This is a genomic window from Enterobacter sp. MGH 37 (genome assembly GCF_000534515.1).
Classification (GTDB): domain Bacteria; phylum Pseudomonadota; class Gammaproteobacteria; order Enterobacterales; family Enterobacteriaceae; genus Enterobacter; species Enterobacter kobei.
On record NZ_KI973208.1, the window covers coordinates 13,186 to 36,371 of the forward strand.

Annotated in this window: 22 protein-coding genes; 19 read left to right on the forward strand and 3 right to left on the reverse strand. The window is 53.4% G+C overall.

Annotation, left to right across the window (positions count from 1 at the left end; all coding sequences use genetic code 11):
* The first annotated feature begins 256 nt into the window (after nt 1–256).
* From L383_RS0124465 to L383_RS24600, 16 genes are all read left to right on the forward strand, one after another.
* Nucleotides 257–532: a hypothetical protein gene (locus L383_RS0124465; protein ID WP_032629981.1), complete on the forward strand. Its 276-nt coding sequence runs from the start codon at nt 257–259 to the stop codon at nt 530–532.
* Nucleotides 533–809: 277 nt separating this feature from the next.
* Complete coding sequence (locus tag L383_RS00310) at nt 810–1,250, forward strand: hypothetical protein (RefSeq protein ID WP_023332179.1); 441 nt, start codon at nt 810–812, stop codon at nt 1,248–1,250.
* Nucleotides 1,251–1,262: 12 nt separating this feature from the next.
* Nucleotides 1,263–1,493 carry a hypothetical protein gene (locus tag L383_RS00305; protein ID WP_015571350.1) on the forward strand — a complete coding sequence of 77 codons (231 nt, stop codon included), beginning with the start codon at nt 1,263–1,265 and terminating at the stop codon, nt 1,491–1,493.
* A gap of 3 nt (nt 1,494–1,496) precedes the next feature.
* Nucleotides 1,497–3,122 (forward strand): portal protein, encoded by a 1,626-nt coding sequence (locus tag L383_RS00300; protein ID WP_023332180.1) that lies wholly within the window; start codon nt 1,497–1,499, stop codon nt 3,120–3,122.
* On the forward strand, nt 3,119–3,352 hold the full coding sequence (locus L383_RS00295; RefSeq protein ID WP_001619031.1) for a Bbp19 family protein: 234 nt from the start codon (nt 3,119–3,121) through the stop codon (nt 3,350–3,352). Before L383_RS00300 ends, L383_RS00295 begins: the two co-directional genes overlap by 4 nt.
* Nucleotides 3,339–4,175: a hypothetical protein gene (locus L383_RS00290; RefSeq protein ID WP_023332181.1), complete on the forward strand. Its 837-nt coding sequence runs from the start codon at nt 3,339–3,341 to the stop codon at nt 4,173–4,175. Before L383_RS00295 ends, L383_RS00290 begins: the two co-directional genes overlap by 14 nt.
* 218 nt (nt 4,176–4,393) lie before the next feature.
* Nucleotides 4,394–5,305 (forward strand): phage capsid protein, encoded by a 912-nt coding sequence (locus L383_RS00285; protein ID WP_023332182.1) that lies wholly within the window; start codon nt 4,394–4,396, stop codon nt 5,303–5,305.
* 57 nt (nt 5,306–5,362) lie between these two features.
* Complete coding sequence (locus tag L383_RS00280; protein WP_023332183.1) at nt 5,363–5,926, forward strand: phage connector family protein; 564 nt, start codon at nt 5,363–5,365, stop codon at nt 5,924–5,926.
* Between the two features lies 1 nt (nt 5,927).
* Nucleotides 5,928–7,916 (forward strand): phage tail protein, encoded by a 1,989-nt coding sequence (locus tag L383_RS00275; protein WP_023332184.1) that lies wholly within the window; start codon nt 5,928–5,930, stop codon nt 7,914–7,916.
* A gap of 1 nt (nt 7,917) precedes the next feature.
* On the forward strand, nt 7,918–8,367 hold the full coding sequence (locus tag L383_RS00270) for a GNAT family N-acetyltransferase (RefSeq protein ID WP_023332185.1): 450 nt from the start codon (nt 7,918–7,920) through the stop codon (nt 8,365–8,367).
* A 2-nt stretch (nt 8,368–8,369) separates the two neighbouring features.
* Nucleotides 8,370–8,837 carry a hypothetical protein gene (locus tag L383_RS00265; RefSeq protein WP_023332186.1) on the forward strand — a complete coding sequence of 156 codons (468 nt, stop codon included), beginning with the start codon at nt 8,370–8,372 and terminating at the stop codon, nt 8,835–8,837.
* Between the two features lie 2 nt (nt 8,838–8,839).
* Complete coding sequence (locus L383_RS00260; RefSeq protein ID WP_023332187.1) at nt 8,840–11,548, forward strand: lytic transglycosylase domain-containing protein; 2,709 nt, start codon at nt 8,840–8,842, stop codon at nt 11,546–11,548.
* Nucleotides 11,548–14,439, forward strand: a complete 2,892-nt coding sequence (locus L383_RS00255; protein WP_023332188.1) for a hypothetical protein — start codon at nt 11,548–11,550, stop codon at nt 14,437–14,439. Before L383_RS00260 ends, L383_RS00255 begins: the two co-directional genes overlap by 1 nt.
* Before the next feature lie 64 nt (nt 14,440–14,503).
* Nucleotides 14,504–14,848 (forward strand): hypothetical protein, encoded by a 345-nt coding sequence (locus tag L383_RS00250; RefSeq protein WP_023332189.1) that lies wholly within the window; start codon nt 14,504–14,506, stop codon nt 14,846–14,848.
* On the forward strand, nt 14,845–16,455 hold the full coding sequence (gene terL, locus L383_RS00245; protein ID WP_023332190.1) for a phage terminase large subunit: 1,611 nt from the start codon (nt 14,845–14,847) through the stop codon (nt 16,453–16,455). The genes L383_RS00250 and terL overlap by 4 nt, the downstream gene beginning before the upstream one ends.
* A 20-nt stretch (nt 16,456–16,475) precedes the next feature.
* Nucleotides 16,476–18,749: a phage tail fiber domain-containing protein gene (locus L383_RS24600; protein ID WP_023332191.1), complete on the forward strand. Its 2,274-nt coding sequence runs from the start codon at nt 16,476–16,478 to the stop codon at nt 18,747–18,749.
* Nucleotides 18,750–18,797: 48 nt separating this feature from the next.
* Here the strand turns inward: L383_RS24600 and L383_RS00240 are convergent, their stop codons facing one another.
* From L383_RS00240 to L383_RS00230, 3 genes are read right to left on the reverse strand one after another with little or no spacing between them, the layout of a single operon-like run.
* Nucleotides 18,798–20,309, reverse strand: a complete 1,512-nt coding sequence (locus tag L383_RS00240) for a glucosyltransferase domain-containing protein (protein WP_023332192.1) — start codon at nt 20,307–20,309, stop codon at nt 18,798–18,800.
* 26 nt (nt 20,310–20,335) lie between these two features.
* Nucleotides 20,336–21,247 carry a glycosyltransferase family 2 protein gene (locus L383_RS00235; RefSeq protein WP_023332193.1) on the reverse strand — a complete coding sequence of 304 codons (912 nt, stop codon included), beginning with the start codon at nt 21,245–21,247 and terminating at the stop codon, nt 20,336–20,338.
* The gene (locus L383_RS00230) at nt 21,244–21,606 is read right to left on the reverse strand and encodes a GtrA family protein (RefSeq protein WP_023332194.1); all 363 of its coding nucleotides are present in this window, start codon (nt 21,604–21,606) and stop codon (nt 21,244–21,246) included. Before L383_RS00230 ends, L383_RS00235 begins: the two co-directional genes overlap by 4 nt.
* Before the next feature lie 149 nt (nt 21,607–21,755).
* Here L383_RS00230 and L383_RS00225 point away from each other — a divergent pair, with 149 nt between their 5' ends.
* The 3 genes from L383_RS00225 to L383_RS00215 are packed head-to-tail and all read left to right on the forward strand — an operon-like array spanning nt 21,756 to nt 22,865.
* On the forward strand, nt 21,756–21,986 hold the full coding sequence (locus tag L383_RS00225) for a class II holin family protein (protein ID WP_023295991.1): 231 nt from the start codon (nt 21,756–21,758) through the stop codon (nt 21,984–21,986).
* Nucleotides 21,967–22,506 (forward strand): lysozyme, encoded by a 540-nt coding sequence (locus L383_RS00220; protein ID WP_023332195.1) that lies wholly within the window; start codon nt 21,967–21,969, stop codon nt 22,504–22,506. Before L383_RS00225 ends, L383_RS00220 begins: the two co-directional genes overlap by 20 nt.
* Nucleotides 22,503–22,865, forward strand: coding sequence for a hypothetical protein (locus tag L383_RS00215; protein WP_023332196.1), 363 nt, complete (start codon nt 22,503–22,505; stop codon nt 22,863–22,865). Before L383_RS00220 ends, L383_RS00215 begins: the two co-directional genes overlap by 4 nt.
* The last annotated feature ends 321 nt before the right edge of the window (nt 22,866–23,186 follow it).

A 23,186-nucleotide genomic window follows, 5' to 3' on the forward strand; every position in this document is an offset into this window, starting at 1 on the left:
TAAAAGGTTGTAACCACTGTAACCACTGTAACCACCTATTTTCTAAAAACCCCATATATATATATAAGTCGTTCTGGGAAAGGTTAAGAAGATGGCGGTTACAGTGGTTACAGGTGGTTACACGTCGAACATGTAATTTATTGCGGGTAGCGATATGCAAACACGATTTGATTCCACCACGGCGATTAACGAGCGCCAGAAGCTCAATAAAATCGCTCTCTATGCTCGCGCGTGCGCGCGTTTTGTGGGGTGACCTATGCCAGTTGTCGCAACGTTCAAAACGGACTGGTTCCGGGTGATTAACGACATCACACGCAGCGGTATCCCCCTGCAGGAGATAGCCAGAGAGCTCGACGTGTCGAAGTCTGCTATCATCGGCTGGAAGCAGGGCGCAGCGCCGAACCATCACACAGGCGAAGCGCTGATAGACTTCTGGTGCTACGTCACGCAGCGCCCACGCTCCGAACTGCCAGCGCAGGTCACATCACGGCGTTTTGTTTACGCCTGGCGATCGAAGCGTCTGACACCATGAAAACATGCAAAAGCAGGGCGTTTACCGGTTAAAAACGCTATGCAAAAACCGCCCTGTTTTATGCACGATTTATGCAGTCCATTTTCCCTCTTTCCAGCCAGTAAACCGCAACAAATAGACCCTTCACGCTAAATCGTTAACGAGTGCCATTTCGCTGGTGCGCGCAACGTGCATTATGTTAAATCGGCCCTGTTTTTAACAAATCTTCCATTTGGTCGGGATCCCGACCGCGACCCCGTTTCACACTTACGGCTCAATCATCACAGGAGCCAACACAATGGGCCGACCAAAGAAAACCGTCGAAGTACCAGGGCAGGAGCCTGAAACCGGCACTGAGCAGCAGACGGAAGCAGAGAACCGCCTTACCGCGACTGAGATCCAGACGCTTAACGCTGAGGGCCAGCGCGCAGACCAGGGCGTTATCCAGCAGCGCGTTGCCAGTCTGCTGGACGATGCAGCACTCGATGAGCGCAATACTCTGCTGGGTACCATCAACGAGCAGGGCGCGGCCATTATCGCCCGCTTTGAAGAGCTGGCCTTCACCGACATGGCTGACCAGCAGCTTACCGACAATATCGAATTCCTCCAGCTCGTCAAAAAAGCCACCACGGCGGAGCCTGCCGCGCCGCTGGGCTACGTGACGAACGACGAGGGTAAACGCCAGCCAGTTACGGGTAAGCCCGTTCTGACTGAGCATGGCTGGCACGTTCCGGGCTAAGAGGGGATCGCTATGTGTGGAGGTGGAGCACCTAAGGTCGTACAGACCGACCCGCAGGCCGAAGCGGATGCGGCTGCCGACGCAGCGGCAAAAGCGGCAAACGCAGATGCTGCAGCGCGCAAGAAGCGCAAGAAAGGCTCGTCCCTTCTCGCCAGTGGTGCTGAGGGTGCGGCTGATTCTGGCAGCTCTCTGCTGTCCTCTGGCGCGCAGGCAGCGCAACAGAAAAACACTCTGGGGGCGTAACTGATGGATGAACTCGCCGTTAAGCTGATTAAGCGTTCCGACACGCTGAAAGCCAACCGCCAGCAGCATGAAAGCGTCTGGCGCGAGTGTTATGACTACACCTATCCGCTGCGCGGCGCGGGATTCTCTGACGAAGTGCTCGACGCTCAGAGCGCAAAACACAAGGTGGCGAAGCTACTGGACGGCACCGCCACCGACAGCGCCCGCATGCTGGCCTCTGCGCTCATGTCCGGCATGACCCCGGCAAACGCGCAGTGGCTGAACCTCGACAGCGAATCGCTGCCGGACGACGCCAAAGCCTGGCTGTCTGAGTGCGCCACGCTGGTCTGGGAAAATATTCACGCGGCGAACTTCGACGCAGAAGGGTACGAGGCGAACCTCGACGTGGTGTGCGCTGGCTGGTTCGTCCTGTACATCGACGAGGACCGCGAAGAGGGCGGCTACACCTTCCAGCAGTGGCCGCTGGCGCAGTGCTATGTCACGTCCACCCGCAAAGATGGCATCGTGGACACGATATACCGCCGCTACCAGTTGACCGCAGAGCAGGCCATCAAAGAATTTGGCGCGGACAAGGTCAGCGAGAAGATCCGCGACGCGGCGAAGAAAAAGCCCGACAACAAATGCGATTTCCTGCACTGCATTTTCCCGCGCGAAACCTACATGGTCGATGCCCGCCTGGCGAAAAACATGCGCTTTGCATCGTACAACGTCGACGTGAGCAACAAGCAGATTGTGCGCGAATCCGGCTATCACGAATTCCCTTGCTGCGTTCCACGCTGGATGAAAATCCCCGGCGGCTCCTACGGCATCGGCCCGGTGTACGACGCGCTGCCGGACTGTAAAGAGCTGAACGAAACCAAACGCATGGAGAAAGCCGCGCAGGATCTGGCTATCTCCGGCATGTGGATTGCCGAAGATGACGGCGTACTCAACCCGCGTACGGTCAAGGTCGGCCCGCGCCGCATCATCGTGGCGAACAGCACCGACAGCATGAAACCGTTACTAACCGGTTCAGATTTCAGCGTTGCATTCACCGCCGAAGAACGCCTGCAGGCGTCAATCCGCAAAATCATGATGGCCGACCAGTTGCAGCCGCAGGACGGGCCAGCCATGACCGCCACCGAAGTGCACGTGCGTGTCGCGCTGATTCGCCAGTTGCTTGGTCCGGTGTATGGCCGGTTCCAGGCTGAATATCTCCAGCTGCTGGTGGTGCGCTGCTTTGGCATAGCTTTCCGTGCTGGTGTCTTCTCCCCGCCGCCTGAGAGCCTGCAGAACGCCAATTTCAACGTGCGCTACATCTCACCGCTGGCACGCGCCCAGAAGCTGGAAGACGTAACGGCAATCGAGCGGCTCGGCGCTAACGTGGCGAACCTCGCAGGCATCAGCCAGGACGTTGTTGACCTCATCGATACCGACGAAGCCACACGTGTTGTGGCTGAGGCTCTCGGCGTCCCGGCGAAGGTTATTCGCTCATCCGATGCTGTGGCAGATCTCCGTGTCCAGCGCCAGAAAGCACAGCAGCAGGCCGCACAGCAGCAACTCATGATGCAGGCGGGAACTGAGGCGGCTGGCGCCGCAGGGCAGACCGCGGGCGCGGCAATAGGGCAACGACTGGCAGGTAACCAATGAGAATAAAACAGGCTACGCCTCAGGACTTTAAGCGCATTTTCGAAGAGATGCCTGGCGGTTCTCAGGTGCTGGAAGAATTAACGCGCCGCTTCGGGCGTGCGGCGTACGTCCCCGGCGGTACCGAGGGCGACCGCGAAACGTGTTACAGGGCAGGACAGCGATCCGTACTGGATTACATCCTGCGCGAAATCAACAAGGCCGATGGAGTAGAAGACGATGTGGAAGCTTAAACACTTATTCATGAACGCTGAGCAGGGCGCAGAACAGCCAGGCGGCGGTAACGGAGGTGGTGAAGATGGCGGCAATAATCCTGGTGCTGGCGAACCTTCTGGTAATTCTCTGCTCAGCACAGGCGCGGGCGAACCGGGTGCTAATGACTGGCTACCTGAGAAATTCCGCGTTATGGGCGAAGACGGAAAACTCAGTATTGAAAGCTCTGCCCGCAAACTGGCGGAAAATTACACTCACCTTGAAAAACGCATGGGCAGCGGCGACGCACCGCCGAAAACTGCGGATGAGTACGCTCCTGACGTGAAGGTAGACGGGTTCAACTGGGAAGAATTCAAAGCCGATCCACGTATGCAGAGCTTCATGAAAACCGCGCACGCCAAAGGCATCACCAACGATCAGATGAGTTTCATCCTGGGTGAATACGCACAGCGTGCTCCTGAGCTGGTGGGCGGTGCCGCTGAGCTGGATTCACAGTCTGCCACCACGCAGCTGCGCGAGGTGTGGAAGACTGACGCAGAGTTTAAGCAGAACATCGGTCTGGCTTTCCGCGCGTTTAATTCGTTGGCTGATGATGCCGACAAAGGCCGCATCGACGAGATCGGCAATAACCCAATGGTTATCCGCATGCTGGCAAAAGTCGGCGCGGAAATGCAGGAAGATGCGCCGGCGGGTGGTGATGTGAACCTCGAAGAGCAGCAGACCATTCGCGATCTGATGAAATCCCCAGCGTACATGGACCCGAAACACGCCGACCACGAACGCGTATCCGCGACGGTCAAAGCGTATTACCAGAAGCGTTACGGCGATCAAACCGTAGCGTGACATGTCACAATTTCAGCATCAAAAGCCAGCCTAACCCGCTGGCTTTTTCATTTGGTCGGGATTCCGACCGTACACCTCGCTAACAATCTCCCCACAACCAGCCCGGCGGGGACGCCGGATAACTGAATTTTCCCGCAGTGCGTAAGCGCCACGCGCATTGTGTTAATCGGGCCGGGCAACCGACAACCCAGCAGGCGATATTTTCTGGAGTGATTGTTATGGGATTTGATGCCAACAAGAACATGATCACCGCTGCGTTTATCACGCAGTTTCATGATTCTTTCGAAATCGCCGCGCAGCAGAAGGATTCCCGCCTGCAGGCAGCGGTAAACGACCGTGGGATGATCACAGGCGAATCGTTCACCATTAACGATATGGGTGAAATCGAGATGCAGGAGATCACCACACGTTTCGGTGACACCGTCTGGGATTTACCGGAAGCAGGTACACGTAATGCGCTGATGGCTGACTATGCGGCATTCGTACCTGTTGAAAAACGTGACCTGCGTAAACTGCTGGCCGACCCTCAGGGTCCGTATCTGCAGCTCACCCTGGCAGCGTCCAATCGTAAAAAAGACGACGTTATTTATCGCGCGATGCTCGACCCCGTATTGCGTAAAACGTCCAGCGGCGGGGCATATGCGCCGGTGGCGCTGCCAGCTGCACAAAAAATCGTTGCTGGTGGCACAGGTATGACCAAAGCCAAGCTGATCGCCGCTAAAGCGATGTTCCGCCGTAACGAGTGTGACGAGCAAAACGGGGAAGAACTGTACATGACGTACAACGCCGACATGCTGACGCAGATCCTCAGCGATACCACGCTGACCTCTGCCGATTTCATGGCGGTGAAAATGCTGCAGGAAGGCGCTGTGTCCTCCAAATGGCTCGGCTTCAACTGGCTGGCTTACGAAAAACTGGATTCTGCGACCGCAGGCGATCCGGCCGTAACCACCAAAACCGCCGCTGCGTGGTGTAAATCCGCTGTGCATTTCGGTACCGGCGCTGAGTACAACGTCGATATCGGTCCACGTCGCGATAAAAACAACACCATTCAGATCTCTGTTGATGCGTCTTACGGTGCTGGCCGCGCCAACGAGAAAAAAGTCGTCGCCATCGATTTTGTTGTTTAAGTCGCTGGTGTGTTTGCCGGGGTACACCCCCGGCCTTTTTTCATCTGAGGTTCTGCCATGACTTCGAGTGTCTCTATCTGCTCAAACGCACTTCTGGCGCTGGGTGCTCACCCGATAAATGATTTCGACGAAGACACGGATCATGCCCGTCTTTGCGCCAACCTTTACCCCACTGTCCGTAATAAATTACTCCGCGCCCACCCGTGGAACTGCGCCATAAAACGCGTTGTGCTCTCGCCTGTCAGCGCTGCGCCTGTCTTCGGGTATGGTTATCAGTTTTCTCTACCCGGCGACCTGATCCGCGTTCTGTCGGTCGGCGAACCGCATGATGATATTGATTACCGGATCGAGGTCAGCCGACTGCTGGCAAATGTCGATGTGATTCGCCTGCGTTATATATTCCGTAACGAGGACGAGTCCACCTGGGACGCCGCGCTGGTGGATGTGGCTGAAATGATGATGCAGTCCAAACTGGCATATGCGGTAACCGGGTCCGCCAGTCTGCGTGACAGTCTGACGCAGGAGGCAGCATTCCTGCTTAAGCAGGCTAAAGCCGTTGATGGTCAGGAAGACCCGCCGGAAGAGCTTGGCGGCTACCCAACTTATGAGTCGAGGTTCTGACATGCGCGCGAACCTCATCAAAACCAATTTTACCGCTGGTGAAGTGTCCCCGCGTCTCATGGGGCGCGTTGATATCGCCCGTTATGCCAACGGCGCGAAGATTATCGAAAACGCTGTTGTGGTCGTGCAGGGCGGCGTTGTCCGCAGACCTGGTACACGCTTTGCGGCGGCGACCAAACACGGCGATAAAAAATCTCGACTCATTCCCTACGTGTTTAACCGGTCGCAGGCGTACATGCTGGAATTCGGCGACGGCTATATGCGCATTTTTCAGAATGGTAAGCAGCTGGTCAACGAAGACAATACGCCGTATGAAATCGCCAGCCCTTACACCGCCGATATGCTGCCCTCCGTGAATTATGTCCAGGGCGCTGACACCATGTTTCTGGTTCATCAGTCAGTAAAACCTCATCGCCTCCAGCGCCGCGGTCAAACCGACTGGGTGCTTGAGCCCGCTCCGTTCATTGTTGAGCCGTTCGACGAGGTACGCGATACCCCGCAGAAATGGTGTAAACCGTCCGTCAAAGAGTTTGTTGGCTCGGAAATTACGCTGACCCTGAGCGATGCGGATCCGGGTGATAACCCAAGCCCACCATTCACCGGTACTGGCTGGGTTGCTCAGGATGTGGGTTCTTACGTTCGCCTTAATGACGGTTTGGTGCTGATAAAGAGCATCACCAGTGCGCAGATTGCCGTCGGTACCATCCGCAGCGATTTGACGGCAACGCAGGCAGCATCACCGGGTTCGTGGACGCGGGAGGACACGGTCTGGACAGATACGTTTGGCTATCCTGGTGCGGTCACGCTCTACCAGCAACGCCTTGTACTGGCGGGTTCGCCGAAGTACCCGCAAACAATCTGGTGGAGTGAAACGGGCGTTTATTTGTCCTTCGAGATAGGCACTGAAGATGATGACGCGATCAGCTTCACGCTGTCTTCTGACCAGCTCAACCCGATTGTGCATCTGGCGCAGATGAATACCCTGATAGCGCTTACCTACGGTGGTGAGTTTACGATCACCTCCGGCAACGATGCGGCCATTACACCGACCAATATTTCGGTGAAAAATCCGAGTCCATACGGCTGTAACGGGATCCGCCCGGTGCGAGTTGGTACCGAAATCATGTTCGTCCAGCGTGCTGGCCGCAAGCTCTATGCGGTAGCGTACGACCCCGACAGCTTTGTTTCCTATTCCGCCAACGATATGACGGTGCTGGCAGAGCACATCACCTCTGGCGGCGTACTGGATATGGCATACCAGCAACAGCCGGATGCGTTTATCTGGATGGTCAGGGCGGATGGCGTTGCGGTCACGATGGCTATCGATCGCGCTCAGGATGTTATTGCCTGGTCACGTCAGGTCACTGACGGTGCGTTTGAGTCGGTGGCTACCATCCCGTCAGATACTGACGATGTGGTCTACGCGATTGTTCGCCGTGAGATAAATGGCCAGAGCGTTCGTTATGTCGAGGTATTCGACAGCAATCTTTATACCGATGCTGCGGTGACCGGCACCAGTAGCGCCGGTTCTGCCACGTGGTCCGGTCTTGCTCACCTTGAGGGGCAGACGGTTGATGTGGTGGCCGATGGCGCTGTTATGCCGCAGCACACAGTTTCCTCTGGTCAAATCACACTGTCCCGCCCGGCGAAAAGCGTGGAGATCGGCCTGCACTTCGAAAGTACGATCGAAACGCTTTCGCCAGAGGTTCAGACCACTGAGGGTACAACGCAGAACGCGAAGAAGCGCACCAGCGAAGTGACTATGCGTTTTCTCGAAACGACTGGCGCGGAGTGCAACGGCCAGGTCATTCCGTTCCGCCGGTTCGGTCCAAAAATCCTCAACCAGCCAGCACCACTTTTCACCGGCGATCACTACTGGGGAAAACTCGGCTGGGAGCGGGGGGAAGACACTCTGCTTATTCAGCAGCGCCAGCCGCTGCCATTCCACCTTCTCGCAATTATTTTCACGTTCACCAGTAACGGGGGCTGACATGGTACGTAACGCAACGGCCGGGGACATCCCGGCGCTGATCGAGCTGGGCGCGAGGATGTATATCGAGTCCCGCTATTCGCAGAATTCGCCTTTTGATGAAGAAAAATGCGCAGAGCTCGCCCGCACTCTAATTTCATCACCTGCCGGCTGCCTGCTGGTGGCAGAAAAAGACGGTACGGTAATCGGCTGGCTGGCCGGGGGGATTGCTGAGCAGTGGTTCAGCCGCCAGTTAATGGCTTTTGAGTATGGGCTGTTTATCGCGCAGGAACATCGCGGCGGCACTGCTGGCCCGCGTCTCGCGAAAGCATTTATCACATGGGCGGAAGAGCATGGCGCCGCGATCATAAATATGGGTATCACCACGGGTGTACACGAAGAGCGCACCGGTGATTTGTATTCACGTCTCGGCCTGTCCCGTACCGGTCTGCTTTATTCCAAAGAGGTGTAACGATGTGTACCGGGTTAGAGGTGGCGGCAATTGGCGCATCCGTTCTTGCGGCGGGTGGTGCGGTTTATAGCGGGCAGCAGCAAAAGAAAATGTCCAACTATCAGGCGGCGCAGGCGGAAGCAGACGCAGAAGCTGCGCAGGCAGCTGCACGCGTAGAAGCTGATCGCATCCGTAAGGCGGGCAGGGCACAGGCAGCACAGGCAAATGCAGCACTGGCAGCGTCGGGTGTGGAAACTGGTGAAGGTACGGCATTGCGCATCACGTCGGGTATTACCGGTGATGCTGAGCAGGATGCGTATCAAACCATTCTGAACGGTGCGAACCAGAGCGCACGGCTCAATGCGCAGGCGTCGGCTGACCGCATCAGCGGCCGTAATGCTTCAACATCTGGCTACATCAGCGCGGGCAGCTCACTGCTGAGCGCGGGTGGCACAGCGTACAACGGCTGGAAAAAAGCAGGGAGTAAATAACCGTGAGAATTCCAACGGGTAATTTTGGCAACGTTACGCCGCAGGCTAATCCAACCCGGGTCGGGGTCAGTAATGTTGGTCAGATAGGTAATGCTGTAGCCGGGCTGGGGGCTGCTCTGGGCCAGACTGTAGACGATTTGCAGCGTACGCAGGATAAAGCTGACGTGGCCGCTACCCAGGCGATACTTACCGATCTCGATGCGAAATCCAGCGACCGCTGGGAGAACCCGGAGACCGGCGCGCTGGTAACCCGGCAGGGGTTTAAGTCCTCTGGCGTTGGTCTGGACATGGACAAGCTGGACTCCTCCGACTACGAAGAAGCCCGCAAACGCGTACCGCAGAGCCAGTTACAGTATTTCGATGCGCAATGGAAAGCGGGCCAGATCCGTCGAGCCAGCACCTACAACAGCTTTGAGCGTACTCAAACCGAGCAGGCCCAGCGCCAGCAGCTCGATGCGACGGTGAAATCTTCCGTTGAGCAGGAAGCGGGGGCATTTGACGATCCGCAGGCTGCTGCGTTGATTCGCGGTGCACGTCAGCACTCCATTTCATTGTATGGCCAGGCACAAGGCTGGTCGCAGGAACAAATTGACCAGGCTGTTTCTGAGGCCAACTTACGCGCTATGGAGCAGCGAGCCCAGAACTATGCGGTAACCAATCCTCAGGGCTGGTTAAATGGCGATTTTCCCGTGAAAGATACCGGTGCGCTGGATATGCGCGCCATCGGGATTGTTGAATCCGGCGGTAAGCATTTTAATGCTGACGGCAGCGTTATAACCTCTCCAGCCGGTGCGCAGGGTAAATACCAGCTTATGCCGGACACGGGCAAAGAGCTGGCGGCGAAGCGCGGAGTTGAATACAACCCGGCAGATGAAGAACAAAATGCCCTGCTGGCGAGCGATTACGCAAATCAGCTGTACGGTAAATATGGCTCTGAAACGCTGGCGGGTGCTGCATATAACTGGGGTATGGGAAACGTTGACAAGCTGATCGCGAAAACCGGAGACCCGCGCAAGGGCGAAATTTCTGAGGCTGATTTTATTCGGCAGCTACCTGCGGAAACCCGCGGGTGGCTGGCCCGGTACCGTAAAAATAAAACCGGTCTCGATCCTGTGTCGGTTAACAAAATCGATAACATCGCTGAGTCGAAAATCCGTGAGCAGCGTACAACCCTGCGCGAGCAAATCGACCCCATCCTGAATAATACGATGGCGCAGCTGTACAACGGGGAAGTGCCTGACGCGATGCCCGATAAGGCATCAATTATGTTTGCGTACGGTGAACAAGGGGCAAAGGCAGTTAAGCAGCTCGATATCGCGATCAACAACGCCAAAACCTTCCAGGCGATACAGTACGTATCCCCGGAACAGCAGCAGGCAGAAATCGCAAAGTTAAAGCCTCAGGCAAATGACCCTGATTATGCGCTCAAGCTCGATGCGTATGGCAAGCTCGGCGCGCTGGTTCAGAAAAGCAATGAAGCGATACAGGCGCAGCGTGATACCCGTCGTTTTAACGAAGCGCTGTCTATGGGCGAGAAACTCGACCCTACCAATAAATCCATGCAAAAAGCCGCCGACGCCACGCCAACGGCGCAAAACTTCCGGATTAACGACGCCACTACCCATGACGGGATTGTGCAGCAGGTGGCCCAGACCGGGATCATTCCTTCGCAGGTAACCACCCAGTTATCGGCGATATCACGCGCACGCAGTCCTGAGGCGGTCCGTCAGGGGGCTGAGTTATTTAATCGTCTCTATGACACGGATCCCGCGTCTGTTGGCGACATGCCAAAGGATATGCAGGGATTTTATCTCACCGTTAAACAGCTTACCGATTCTGGTATGGCGTCCGAAACCGCTATCGAGCAGGCGCAGAATCTGACCTACAACCAGACCGATGCGCTCAAAGCGCAACTGGCCTCAACCCAGAGCACCAAGGAGTATAAAAAAGACCGCAGCAAAGCGATGGATTCCGCTGTGAGCAGCATGTCGGGCTTCTTTAGCTGGGGAAATCCATCTGCCGACGATCAGACGCCGGAGGCCGCACGTTTCCGCAACGATTACCAGTCGCTGTACGACATCAATTACCGCACCACCGGTGGTAATGCGGATGCGGCCAAAAAAATGACCAACCAGCAGATCGCCCGCATATGGAGTATCAGCGAGGTTAACGGCAACGCCAAACTTATGAAATACGCGCCAGAGGCACTCTATAACTACGGTCCGTCAGGCTGGCAGGCGGCACAGTGGAAAGAAGAAAAAGAGAGCCTGATGTATGGTGAGCGCAAGGGCGAGATCACCACCAGCCCGACGCAGCTTGGTATTACTTCCGGTAGCGTTGCACCTGTTACCAGCAAAACGCCGGAATCGCGTATTGGCGGAGAGCTGGAGATAACTCCTGATGTACTGACGGCCCGCAATGGCGATTACGCCATCATGGTGCGGACAAAAGATAAGGATGGTATTGAAGCGGTACAGCCGTTCTACGATTCGTACGGCAGGCCGATGCGCTGGAAACCGTCACTGGAAGAGTGGGCGCCCTACAAAAAAATGCAGGAAGAGCGTGAAGAACACGATCGTAATGAGCTGCAGCGCGGTCAGGACATTCGCGGGTTCAAAGATAAACACCGTGCGCTCGACGAACAATATAAGCGCCTGCACAACGAGCGTATGGACAGGGTTAAAAATTACTTTTCGTGGAGCACTGAATAATGCCGGTATACGCCACTCCTGAAGAACTGAATAACGGATTCACTCCGGCGGGTAACGTCCTGGCGGCACCCTCCGGGTTTGATGTCCCCCTGCCTGAAGGTACCAACCCAGCACCTCAGCAGGATGAGCCGTCTGTGTGGGGTGCAGCATTTCGCCAGAATAATCTGCTGGGTCAGATGTTCCGCCCCGCGAAGCAGTTCGAACCCGTAGACGGGTATAACCCTTATGCTGATAAAAACGAGCTGCATGGTTATGAACAATGGGGATCCGCTTTTGCTGACTCCCGCTCGCCGGAAGAAACTGCCTGGCTGAAACAGCAGATCGACGACGAAAACGAAGACCGTCGGGTACTTTCCGAGGCTGGCGGGGAGGGCGTTCTTGCCAGTATTGCTGCCGGGGTTGTTGACCCTGTCACCGTCGCTTCGATGTTCATTCCTGGTGCTCAGGGCGGTACAGTGGCCCGCATTGCGTCACAGGCTGCAATCGGTGCAGCTGCAACCGCAGCAAGCGAGGTTGCGCTGAATAACCAGCAGATTACCCGTACGTGGGGGGAAAGCGCTTCCCACGTCGCCGCCGGTGCGCTGATGAGTGGTGTATTTGCGGCCGCCGGTGCTGCGCTTTCGCCATCTGTCCGCACTGCGGCCACGCGTGAAGTGGCTGACGCGCTCGATAACATGAGCATTACGTCAGCGACGGACACTGCAGCAGCTTCCCTTCCCGAAGGTGGCAGCGTCGGCGCGGCGCGAATCAGTGAGGCAACGCTCGAGGATCTCACCCCCGCAGCTGGCGGACCGGTTGGTAAGCTGGCACGTAAGGCAGGCAGCTATCTGACACCGTTTACCCGCCTGATGGAGTCACCGTCGAAAACCTCCCGCCGAACGGCGCTGGAACTGGCAGAAAATAACTACACACTGCAGGGCAATTCCCGCGGCATTGAGACACCCATCGCGGCAGAAACCCGTGTTCGTGGGTGGCGTCGTGAAGAGGCCGCCGTTGTGGTGACGAATAAACAGGCGTACAGCCAGTATAAAGCTGCTGGTGGTGATCTTAGTTTCTCCCAGTTCCGCGAGGAAGTTGGTAACGCTATGCGCAGCGGCGATGTGCATGCTAACCCGGTGGTGCAGGAAGCGGCGCAGGCAATGCGCACCGTTGTTAACCGGGTGAAAGTGGCGCAGCAAAAGCTTGGCCTGCTGCCACCTGACGAGGAGCTAAAAGCCATCGGGCAGGAGAGTTATTTCCCGCGCGTCTACAAAGTCGGCAAGATCGTTAACGAGCGCGATAAATTTCGCGACATGCTGGTCGACTGGTGGTCGCGCGGTGAGAAAACCATGTCCCGCGAAGAGGCTGAAATTACTGCTGACGCCACGATCAATAAAATCGTCGGCGCAAAAATCCCGCAGGATTTCGCAAACGTCTTTATGGTGAAAGCGGCAGGCAGCACCCGGTCGCGTACGCTCAGCGTTCCCGATCGCCTGATGAAAGATTATCTGGAGAGCGACGCCAATTATGTGCTGCAGCGTCACATCCGCGAGGCGTCGGCAGAGGTGGAGCTGACGCGCGCATTCGGTAACAAATCGCTGGAAAAGCAGCTCAAGGATATTCAGGACGAATACGATGCGCTGATGCGCCAGAATCCCAAAGACCAGGCGAAACTGGCGAAAGCCCGCGATAACGATATCCGCGACATCACAGCGCTGCGTGATCGTCTGGCGGGAACCTATGGCATGCCGGATGATCCATCATCATTTTTCGTACGTGCCGGTGCATTTCTGCGCAGCGCTAACTTCGTCACCAAACTGGGTGGTATGACGGTTTCCGCTATTCCTGATCTCGCGCGCGGTGTGATGGTTAATGGCTTTGGTAATACCATGCGTGGTTACTCTGCGCTGATCACGCGGTCACCGGCATTCAAGGCCAGCCGTGCCGAACAGTTAAAAATGGCCGTCGGGCTGGAAACCATCCTGCATACCCGTGCGCGTACGATGGGTGACCTTGTGGACAGCTCTGCCCGCACTACGGCAGTAGAAGCGGGAATGGAGCGCGTCACCGATGCATTCGGCAAGCTAACACTGATGGGGCACTTCGATGATATGAACAAATCGGTAAATGGCATGATCACGTCCGACGGTATTCTTTCCGGCGCGTTCGCTGGCCGCCGCCTGGCTAAGCTCGGCATTAACGATAATATGGCCGCGCGTATCCGCAGCGAGTTCGAAAAACACGGTGAGGTAATCAACGGCTGGCACATCGGTAATTTTGAAAAATGGGACGATCAGCACGTTGCTGGTGTCTTCCAGTCGGCGGTGCTCAAAGACGTTAACAATACCGTTATCACTCCAGGCATCGGCGATACTCCGCTGTGGGCGAGCACACCTCTGGGTAAAACCATCTTCCAGTTTAAATCCTTCGCTACCGCATCCTATAACCGCGCCACTCTGGGCGGCCTGCAGGAGGGAACCGGGCAGTTTTATTATGGTACCGCTTTTCAGATTGGCCTCGGCGCACTGACGTACGCTCTTAAACAGTCCGCGAATGGTAAAGAGGTTGACTGGTCGCCTCAGAAACTGGTCATTGAGGGTATTGACCGATCCGGTATTCTTGGCCCCTTGATGGAATATAATAATATGGCGGAAAAGGCATCCGGCGGGATGGTGGGGCTGGGTGCATTGCTCGGTACCGGAACACAGTCACGTTATGCCAGCCGCGGCTTTATTGGTTCCGCGCTTGGCCCAACGTTCGGCCTGCTCGATACCATTACTGATGTTACCGCTGGCGTGCTTAATGGCGATGCCGGTGATCGGGTGCTGCACAACGTGCGTACGCTGCTGCCTGGTAATAATCTTTTCTGGATAGCGCCGCTTATAAATCAGGTTGACCCTGGCATGCGGTAATCGGTCGGGATTCCGACCTTAAACCCGCGCCATCATAGCCCTGTATTCACTACGGGGCTTTTTTATGCATCAGGATTACAAAACACGCCTTACCGCGCTCAGCGATAAACTTACCGATGTGGTGCTCGAAGAAGCCGATCCGGATAACTGGCCGGGGGCGGGCAAGAAACCGAGCGAGCTGACCAAAGACGAACGCGGCGACCGCTACTGGGATAAGAAAAACGCAGCTGCGTCGTTGACGCTGCTGATTAAGGTCCACTCCCTTATCGGCATGCAGACGCGGGGGGGGACACCCTCTGATAACCCTGGTCAGGATGATGATGAAGCTTTTGCGCTGGGCCAGCAGGTTTCAAAAGCTGAGCGAGAGGCGGCCGCGATTATTGAGCGCCTGCAGAAAGGGAAAAAATGATTTCGTTCCTCGCCTTCTTTTTAATGTGGGCGGAGCGAATGAACTGGGACGTTCCGGACTGCCACTATCAGGCCTGCCACTGGCTGGAGCATCGCGGAAACCTCGCGGTGCTTCGCTGTTTCCGTGGTTTCGGTAAATCAACGATCCTTGCGGTCTATAATGCCTGGCGGTATTACTGCGACCGTCAGTACCGTATTCTGCATCAGTCTGAATCTGACGGCACCGCGTATAAAACCAGCCGCGATACACAGAACGTTCTGCGTAACCATCCGCTTACCAAAGGCATGCTGCCGGACGGTCAGGGGACGGTTGAACAGTGGTGGGTCAATGGCGCGCTGGATTTACGTAACGGCAGTATGTATGCCAAAGGGATCCTGTCTAACGTTACCTCCGCCCGTGCCAACGAATGCCAGAACGATGATGTAGAGGTACCCCGTAATATCCAGACGCCTGAGGCGCGCGAAAAACTGCGCTATCGCCTTGGCGAGCAGACTCACATCCTTATCCCGGGGGGCCGCAAACTCTATATAGGTACGCCCCATACGCATGACAGCCTTTATGACGAGGTGGAGTCTATGGGTGCTGACTGCCTGACCATCCGGCTATTTGAGAAAGAAAAACGTGTTGAGGCGAAAGACGCCACCCAGCTGCGCTACGAATTATCTTTCAGGCCAGAGTACGTTTTCGCGGGCATCCATAAAGCGGCGCGGCTCTTGGTCGAGGATGTCGATTATAAAATTACGGCCGGCGGCGTTGAGTTTGCATCGGCGCCGGATACTGTTATCGATTTTTATGCAGATTGCGCCTGGCCTGAGCGATTCACCCGGGAGGAAATGGAGAATCGTCGCAAAGAAACGCGCACGATTAACGAGTGGGATAGCCAGTATCAGCTGCACAGTAAACCCGTTGGCGACGTTCGTCTCGATCCTGACCGTATCCGTGAGTACAACATCCATCCGCAGATCCGCTATGCGAACCGTACGGCCTCGCTCTGGCTGGGTAACGTGCAAATCGTTGGCGCTGTCGCCTGGTGGGATGTGGCCACAGGTAAAGTTAAGGCTGATGCTTCGGCGTTCTCTCTGATGCTTACCGATGCGCGTGGACACCTGTACTGGCACATTTGCCAGGAACTTACCGGAGAGCTGGCGGAATTCGATGACAACGACAAAATAACAGGCGGGCAGGTGGCGCAGATTAAAGAGCTGGTACTCAAATATCAGATCCCGGTGGTATGTGTCGAAGTCAACGGTCCGGGCAGCTTCGCGGGTAAATTGCTGCGTCAGGCGCTCAAGGGTACCGGGTGCGGCGTGCGCGAAGAATTCAGCATCACTAACAAGCAGAAACGCATCCTCGATGCATTTGAAGCACCGCTGTCGTCTCGGTTCCTGTGGGCACATACCGATGTGCTCGACGGCCCGGTATACGACCAGATGCGCGACTTCAACCCGGCGCTGACCAACCAGCCGGACGACTTTATCGACTCTGGCGCCGGCGCGATAAGTCAGACCCCTGTACGCATCGGAAAAGTAGTCGGGATTCCGACCGGACATGCGCGCGAAGATTGGCAGTTAAGTGACGGAGATCATCTGGTCGACGTCGATTACTAACCTGCCAGAGGTTTCGCATCATGTCGGTACCCAACCAGACTCCCTATATTATTTATAACGCCAACGGTCTGACGACTGTTTTTCCCTTTGAGTTCTATATCATCAACGCCGGTGATATTCAGGTATCAATCAACGGTACCGTCGTTACCAGCGGCTATTCCGTATCAGGTGTCGGTAACGTCGGCGGGGGTGACGTGGTTTTCGTTACCCCACCTGCAAGTGGCGCAGTGGTCATGCTGGAACGCGTTGTTCCTACCTATCGGTTAACGGATTACCAGGACAACGGCGATCTGCTGGCAGACACAGTGAATAAGGATTTCGACCGCCTCTGGATGGCAATACAGCGTGCCTTTATATATCTCGGTCTTGCGCTGCGCCGTCCGCTATTTGGTGGTCCGTTCAACGCAGAAGGATACCGGATTGCCAATCTTGGCGACCCGGTAAATGCGCAGGACGCGGCGACAAAGAACTATGTCGATAATGTCAGCCTGGTGCGTACGCTGCGTGTTCCTGAGTCTTCAGTCTCCATTCTGCCTCCTGTTGATCAGCGCGCAAACAAGCTTCTGGCGTTTAACGCGGAAGGGCAGCCGATCGTTGTTCTACCTGCTTCCGGGTCGGCATCTGATGTAATGATAGAACTGGCTAAACCCGATGGCGAAAAGTACATCGGGGAGTGCCCAGACATTGCAACGCTACGGACAATCGAGCCATCTTTCGACAAGCAGCGTATTACGGTTAGGGAGCACACGTCAGGAACTCGCAAAGGAGGAGGGGAGTTTCGCGCCGTCCTTGCAGGGTCTTCATACACCGATAATAACGGCACCATCATTAAAACCACAGGCGGCGCTGCATGGTTGCGTTTAAATGCAGAACCAACAAACCCATTAATGTTTGGTGCCGTTGGCGATGGGATCACGGATGATAGTGCAAAAATTAACGCAGCACTCAAAGCGTGCGTATATCAATGTGATGGCCTGGGTTTAACCTACGGCGTAGGTGGAACTATTCTCCAAGAACAGACCATACCTACTCTCTTTACTAACGCTAAGTTCAAGTACCTTACAGCTTTGGGTGCTCAGCCTATGATGCGTATGAAAAACGCAGGGCACATGCATCGTAGTTTAAGCTGGGATGGCGGTGGCGGTACTACTGGCTCTTGTATTATTTGGGAAGGCTCTAACACAAGGGACGGCGGGTACATTGAGAAATGTGAATTCAAATATATTGGCGGCGCTGCCATTCGAATCTCTGGCGATTATACCAACCGTATCTTTGCCCGCTATGGTGCTATAAGGAATTGCCGATTCATTCGCTGCGGTAACACCGGTATAGCTAATGACCGTTGCACTGTTATTGCCGACGGTGTTAACAACTTCACATTCGACGGCCTTATTATGACCGAATGCAACTGGGGCATTTATATTCGAATGGACACGAGCTTAGCTGATAAGGCGCGTGCCGTGAATAACCTTTTGCAAAATTGCCATATTTACGGCAGCGGTCGCACTCACCCAACATTCACGGATGCTCAGGGTATCAGTGCAAACCGCCAGGATAGCCTTAAGGTAGATAACTGCTGGGTGGATGGATTTGCTGATAACGGCTTTGACTGCGGCTCAAGCACTGGAATGCAGATTACAAACTATCGATGCAATAACTGCAAGGACGCCATATTCATCGGGGATATCGACTGCGATAGCTATGTAATCGACAACGTGATTGCCAGGGACTGCGACCGTGGAGTCCGTATTGTTATGGACGGCAATATCCAGGCTGATGGTATCGTAAGGAATGTCAGGATTACGAACATGAGAGTGACCAACCCGATTTATGAAGGGTTCAGTATTCGTAACACAGGTGCTCTTACCGGTGTATTCGATATTTACCTTGTTAACTGCTTCGTGGATAGCGTTAGCAGTTACAGCCTGAGTACGTTTACATATCCATTCAGAATCGAGGGGATAGATGGTGCATTTCTGGATAATTGCGGTTGTCGTTATGCCAAGGCAGCCGGGATTTACATCAAGAAAGGAGACCAGATTCAGGTTCGCGGCGGCAGACTTCAAAATATTGATATGTCCGGAGGGGCTAACTATGGCGTTACAGTGGAAAACGACTCTAACCGCGTATCAATATCAGATGTTATTGTGTACGGAAACTCTACAGGCGGCGCGGTTCTGCTTGCCGGTGGTGCTGGTCATAGCGTTAAACATACCAGATGGCGCTCACTTGCAGGCGGAGTGAGCAGCAGTAGCGCAACATCTGCTTACCTCTTGGATAATATAGCGTTCTAACGGAATTGCGGCCTAATGCAGGCCGCCTTTTTTATAAATCACTAAGAATTATTTGCATGACCTTTTTGTAAAGTCATAGATCACGCTGTCGCTTTCCCTGTCATAATATGAATTAAAAACCACCCCGTTTGTTATCGAGGTATATACACACAAGTTGTCCTTTAACGCTGAATGATACTCACCTGAGTTAAAATCGTGCTTCATGTCAAAATGCTTAATGTGCCTCAATCCCCACGACCATCTTCCGTTAATGGTTGGGTGGATAAGATGAGCTAAGAACGGATATTTTTTAATGGCTAAGCGACCCTCTGGTGAAATCGGAAGCATCCCGATAAAAGATATATGCTTAGCGTTCGCAAGATTGTTGCTGTTCAAATCACTAATTATTGTGGTAATAACTTCGTTATCGTATTTCTCCTGGTTTTCTAACGCATTTCCATAACTAAATGCTGCCCCAAGCATATAGAAAAAGTACAGGATTGATAAGGACCACATTATCTTGGAGCGTAAGCCAAGCGTCCAGCATGCAAGGATATTATAAAATACAAGTATTGCTCCGAATGCAACGAAAACCCTAGCGGAAACCACCGCTGATTTCAGCAATAGCATAGGTCCAGCAATCATCAGCAAGACTAGGAATGGTGATACTAAAATAATAGAATTGCGTAATAATTTTATGATGCCTGTAGACTCTGACTTTTCACGACACAGTCTAACTGCACCAATTAAAGCCATGCAGGTGGTAACCAATGTCAGGGCTAACATTGTTGTGCTCATAGAAGAACTAAGCACATAATAGAATACCTTGAAGTTGCCAAAAATAGCATCCCTCAAGGAATTTAATTCAAACGAACTTATCTGGCTATGTTGTAAATTGTAATCACCCTCAATAAAGTTAGGTGAAATTAACAAAGAATAGATAATATAACCTATTAACAACCCCGTAATTGATAGCCCTATAGCTTTGAAACCATCAAAATCCTTACCTTCTCTAAACTTATTTAATACATAAAGCATTGTGTAAATTATATAAATATTTAAAGAGGCTTGATATAAACACAGTGATAAAAGAATTGAAGCAATACTTGCCGTTAAAAATTTTACTGACCCATTTATTCTAACAACAAAAGGAAGCATCGCACAAAGAACAGAAAGTGACATTGTGAATGCGTCATATTTGTATGACATATTCTCAAAATAAAAAGGGCTAATCGCCAGTGGTAGGCATAGTATAAAGCTTAACCAGTTCACCCCTTCAGACTGCCATAAATATGTCTTTCCTGTCAGATATGCCCCTAATGATAACAACGCAATTCCTAATATTTGAGGAAGCGGAGATATATCAGGCAACGGTGCGCCAAAGCTTATCACATAAAAAAACAGATCAGCTAGGGGTCTGCCATTGCGTGACCATTCAGAATAACCCTCAAGGGAGCGCCCTAAGTCATCAATGTAATAATAGTTTGTAGATAACACATTGTAATAACATAACAAAATTAAGCCAAAAATAATCATTATCGGCTTAAGACTAACGCTCATATTGTTTTCTGATTTGATCATTTACCTTACCCTATAATAAATAATTTTTATTTCTTAATGATGTATCGAGGTCTTCCCTTAACTTCAACATAAATCCTGCCAATATATTCCCCAAGAACTCCTATTCCTATCAACTGAACTCCGCCGAGGAAAAGTATTGAAACCAGCATTGATGGATAGCCGCGAACTGGATTGCCGAACGCTAACGTGTCGACGATCATCCATGCGCCATAGGCAAAGGCCATGCCAGCGACGAACACGCCAATATACGTCCACATGCGCAAGGGGAAGGTTGAGAAACTGGTTATGCCCTCTAATGCAAGATTCCACAGCTTCCATCCATTGAACTTAGAATCCCCGGCAACACGTTCTGCGCGGGCATATTCAACAACATCAGTGCGGCCGCCAACCCAACTCAAAACGCCTTTCATAAAAAGGTTGCGTTCTGGCATTAGCTTAATGTTTTCAACCACATCCCGGGACATCAGGCGGAAGTCGCCAACGTTTTCCTCGATCTGCGGGTTACTGATTTTGTTGTGCAGCTTGTAGAACCACTCAGCGGTCTTGCGTTTGAGTCGTCCATCAGTAGAGCGGTCAGAACGTTTAGCAAGGACCATATCAGCCCCGGTTTGCCACTTCTCTATCAGGTGAGGAATAACCTCGATAGGGTCTTGCAGGTCGACGTCAATCGGTATAATTGCGTCTCCTGTCGCATGATCAAGCCCTGCAAAAAGAGCAGGCTCTTTACCGAAGTTGCGTGTAAATGACAGCGGAACCACAAGCGGGTCGGCCACAGCGAGCGCATTTATGATTGATTCTGTCGCATCTTTACTGCCGTCGTTTACGAAGACTATTTCAACTTCATGCTGCATAAGCCCTTCAAACTCCCGCACGGTTTTATAGAAGATTGGAATTGCTTCCTCTTCATTAAATACCGGAACGACCAGAGAAATTTTCATTTCGCATCCCTAAAGACAATGAATTTTGAGTAGATGAACCCGGCAACCAGGCTAAAGCCGGAAAATGCTAACAGAGTAACAATGGGAGGTGCACCAACACTATCAGCGAGGTATCCAGTCAGGCCTGCCATAATACCCATGAATAACACGAAGGCGAGATAACGCCCAGAAGTAGCCCGTGATTTGAACGTCCATTTCGCGTTCGCGAAAAAACTAAACGTTACTGCAATGCAGAATGCCAGAACATTAGCAATCGCCTGGCTAACCCCAAAGAAATGAAGCAGAGCGCCAAAGCACAGCCAGTGTAAGGCTGTGTTGAGCACGCCTACGGAAACATATCTACTAAATAGCTTTAACATTATAAAAATCAGTCAATTCTGAAAGCCAAGAAGTTTAGCACTTGTTGTCAACCTTATCGACCTCCTCTATATGGTCGGGATTCCGACCGACCTGCGCGCTTACCCTCGTCCCACGATACGATTTTCCCCACCGGGGGTGAGGCATGAGGATGAATAACGTTTCAGACGTGGCGGCGGGACTTTCCTACGGCACATCTATTGGCAGTTTTGGCTACTGGCTTTTGCAACTCCTCGATAAAGTCAGTCCCAGCCAGTGGGCTGCAATTGGCGTTCTCGCCAGTATTCTCTTTGGTCTGCTGACTTATCTGACAAACCTTTATTTCAAAATTAAAGACGATCGTCGCAAAGAGGCTCGGGACAATGGCTACCAGCAAGACTAAACTCAGCGCCGCTGTTCTGGGTCTGGTGCTTGCCGGCGCTCCGGCGTCGGTCATCCTCGATCAGTTCCTGAATGAGAAAGAGGGCAACAGCCTCACAGCGTACAAAGACGGCGGCGGGATCTGGACAATTTGCCGTGGCGCCACAATGGTGGATGGTAAACCGGTAGTGCAGGGCATGAAGCTGACGCAGGCGAAATGCGATCAGGTGAACGCCATCGAACGGGATAAGGCTCTTGCGTGGGTGGAGCGCAATATCAAGGTACCACTGACCGAGCCGCAGAAAGCAGGTATTGCTTCGTTCTGCCCTTATAACATCGGGCCCAGTAATTGTTTCCCCTCAACGTTTTATAAGCGCATCAATGCTGGTGACCGCAAAGGTGCATGCGAAGCGATCCGCTGGTGGATTAAAGACGGCGGCCGCGATTGCAGACTGACCAAAGGCCAGAAGAACGGTTGCTATGGTCAGGTCGAGCGCCGGGATCAGGAAAGCGCACTGACGTGCTGGGGGATAGACCAGTGACCATTAAAGCAAAGCTGTTAGCGCTGGGCGTTCTGCTGGCGCTTTTCGGTGTTACCTTTTACGCGAGTTATCTGAAAGGCTGGTATGCGCACAGCGACAAGGTAAACAGCGAGCATACAGCAAAGAACAAAAAGGCGGAGAAAGCAGTCGCCACCGGAGAGCAGAAAGCGGCAGCGGCCAGCGCAGAAGGGAAGGTGATTTACCGGACCATTTACCGAGACGTGGTGAAATATGTTAACGACCCGAATCATATTAAGTGCGATTTTGACGATCACGCTGTGCAGCTGCGGCAGCGAGCCCTCGATGCGGCCAACTCCATCAGCGGATTTGATGCAGGAACCGTGCAAGGGAGCGAGTAAAGCTGGAACAGACAGCGACGAAGACCTGCAGGCGGACATCGAAACAGCGGAATGCCTGCGCCAGTTACGGCTGGATAAATATCGTTGGCAAGCTTGGTACAGGGCTACGGAATAGCCCGTTTTGTTCCTCAATCGGGAGCGAAATCAAAATGGGTATCAATTCGGGTATCTAGGGATTTATTAAAAACAAAACACAGTAAATACATGTTGTTATTTGCTGTGTTTTACTCCTATTATCGGCACCATCATTTCATCCAGCACCATCCCCAATCGTCCATTTTTCCTTGTTTTTCGCGGTGTTGGCTGTTCTGTTTGTCCGCC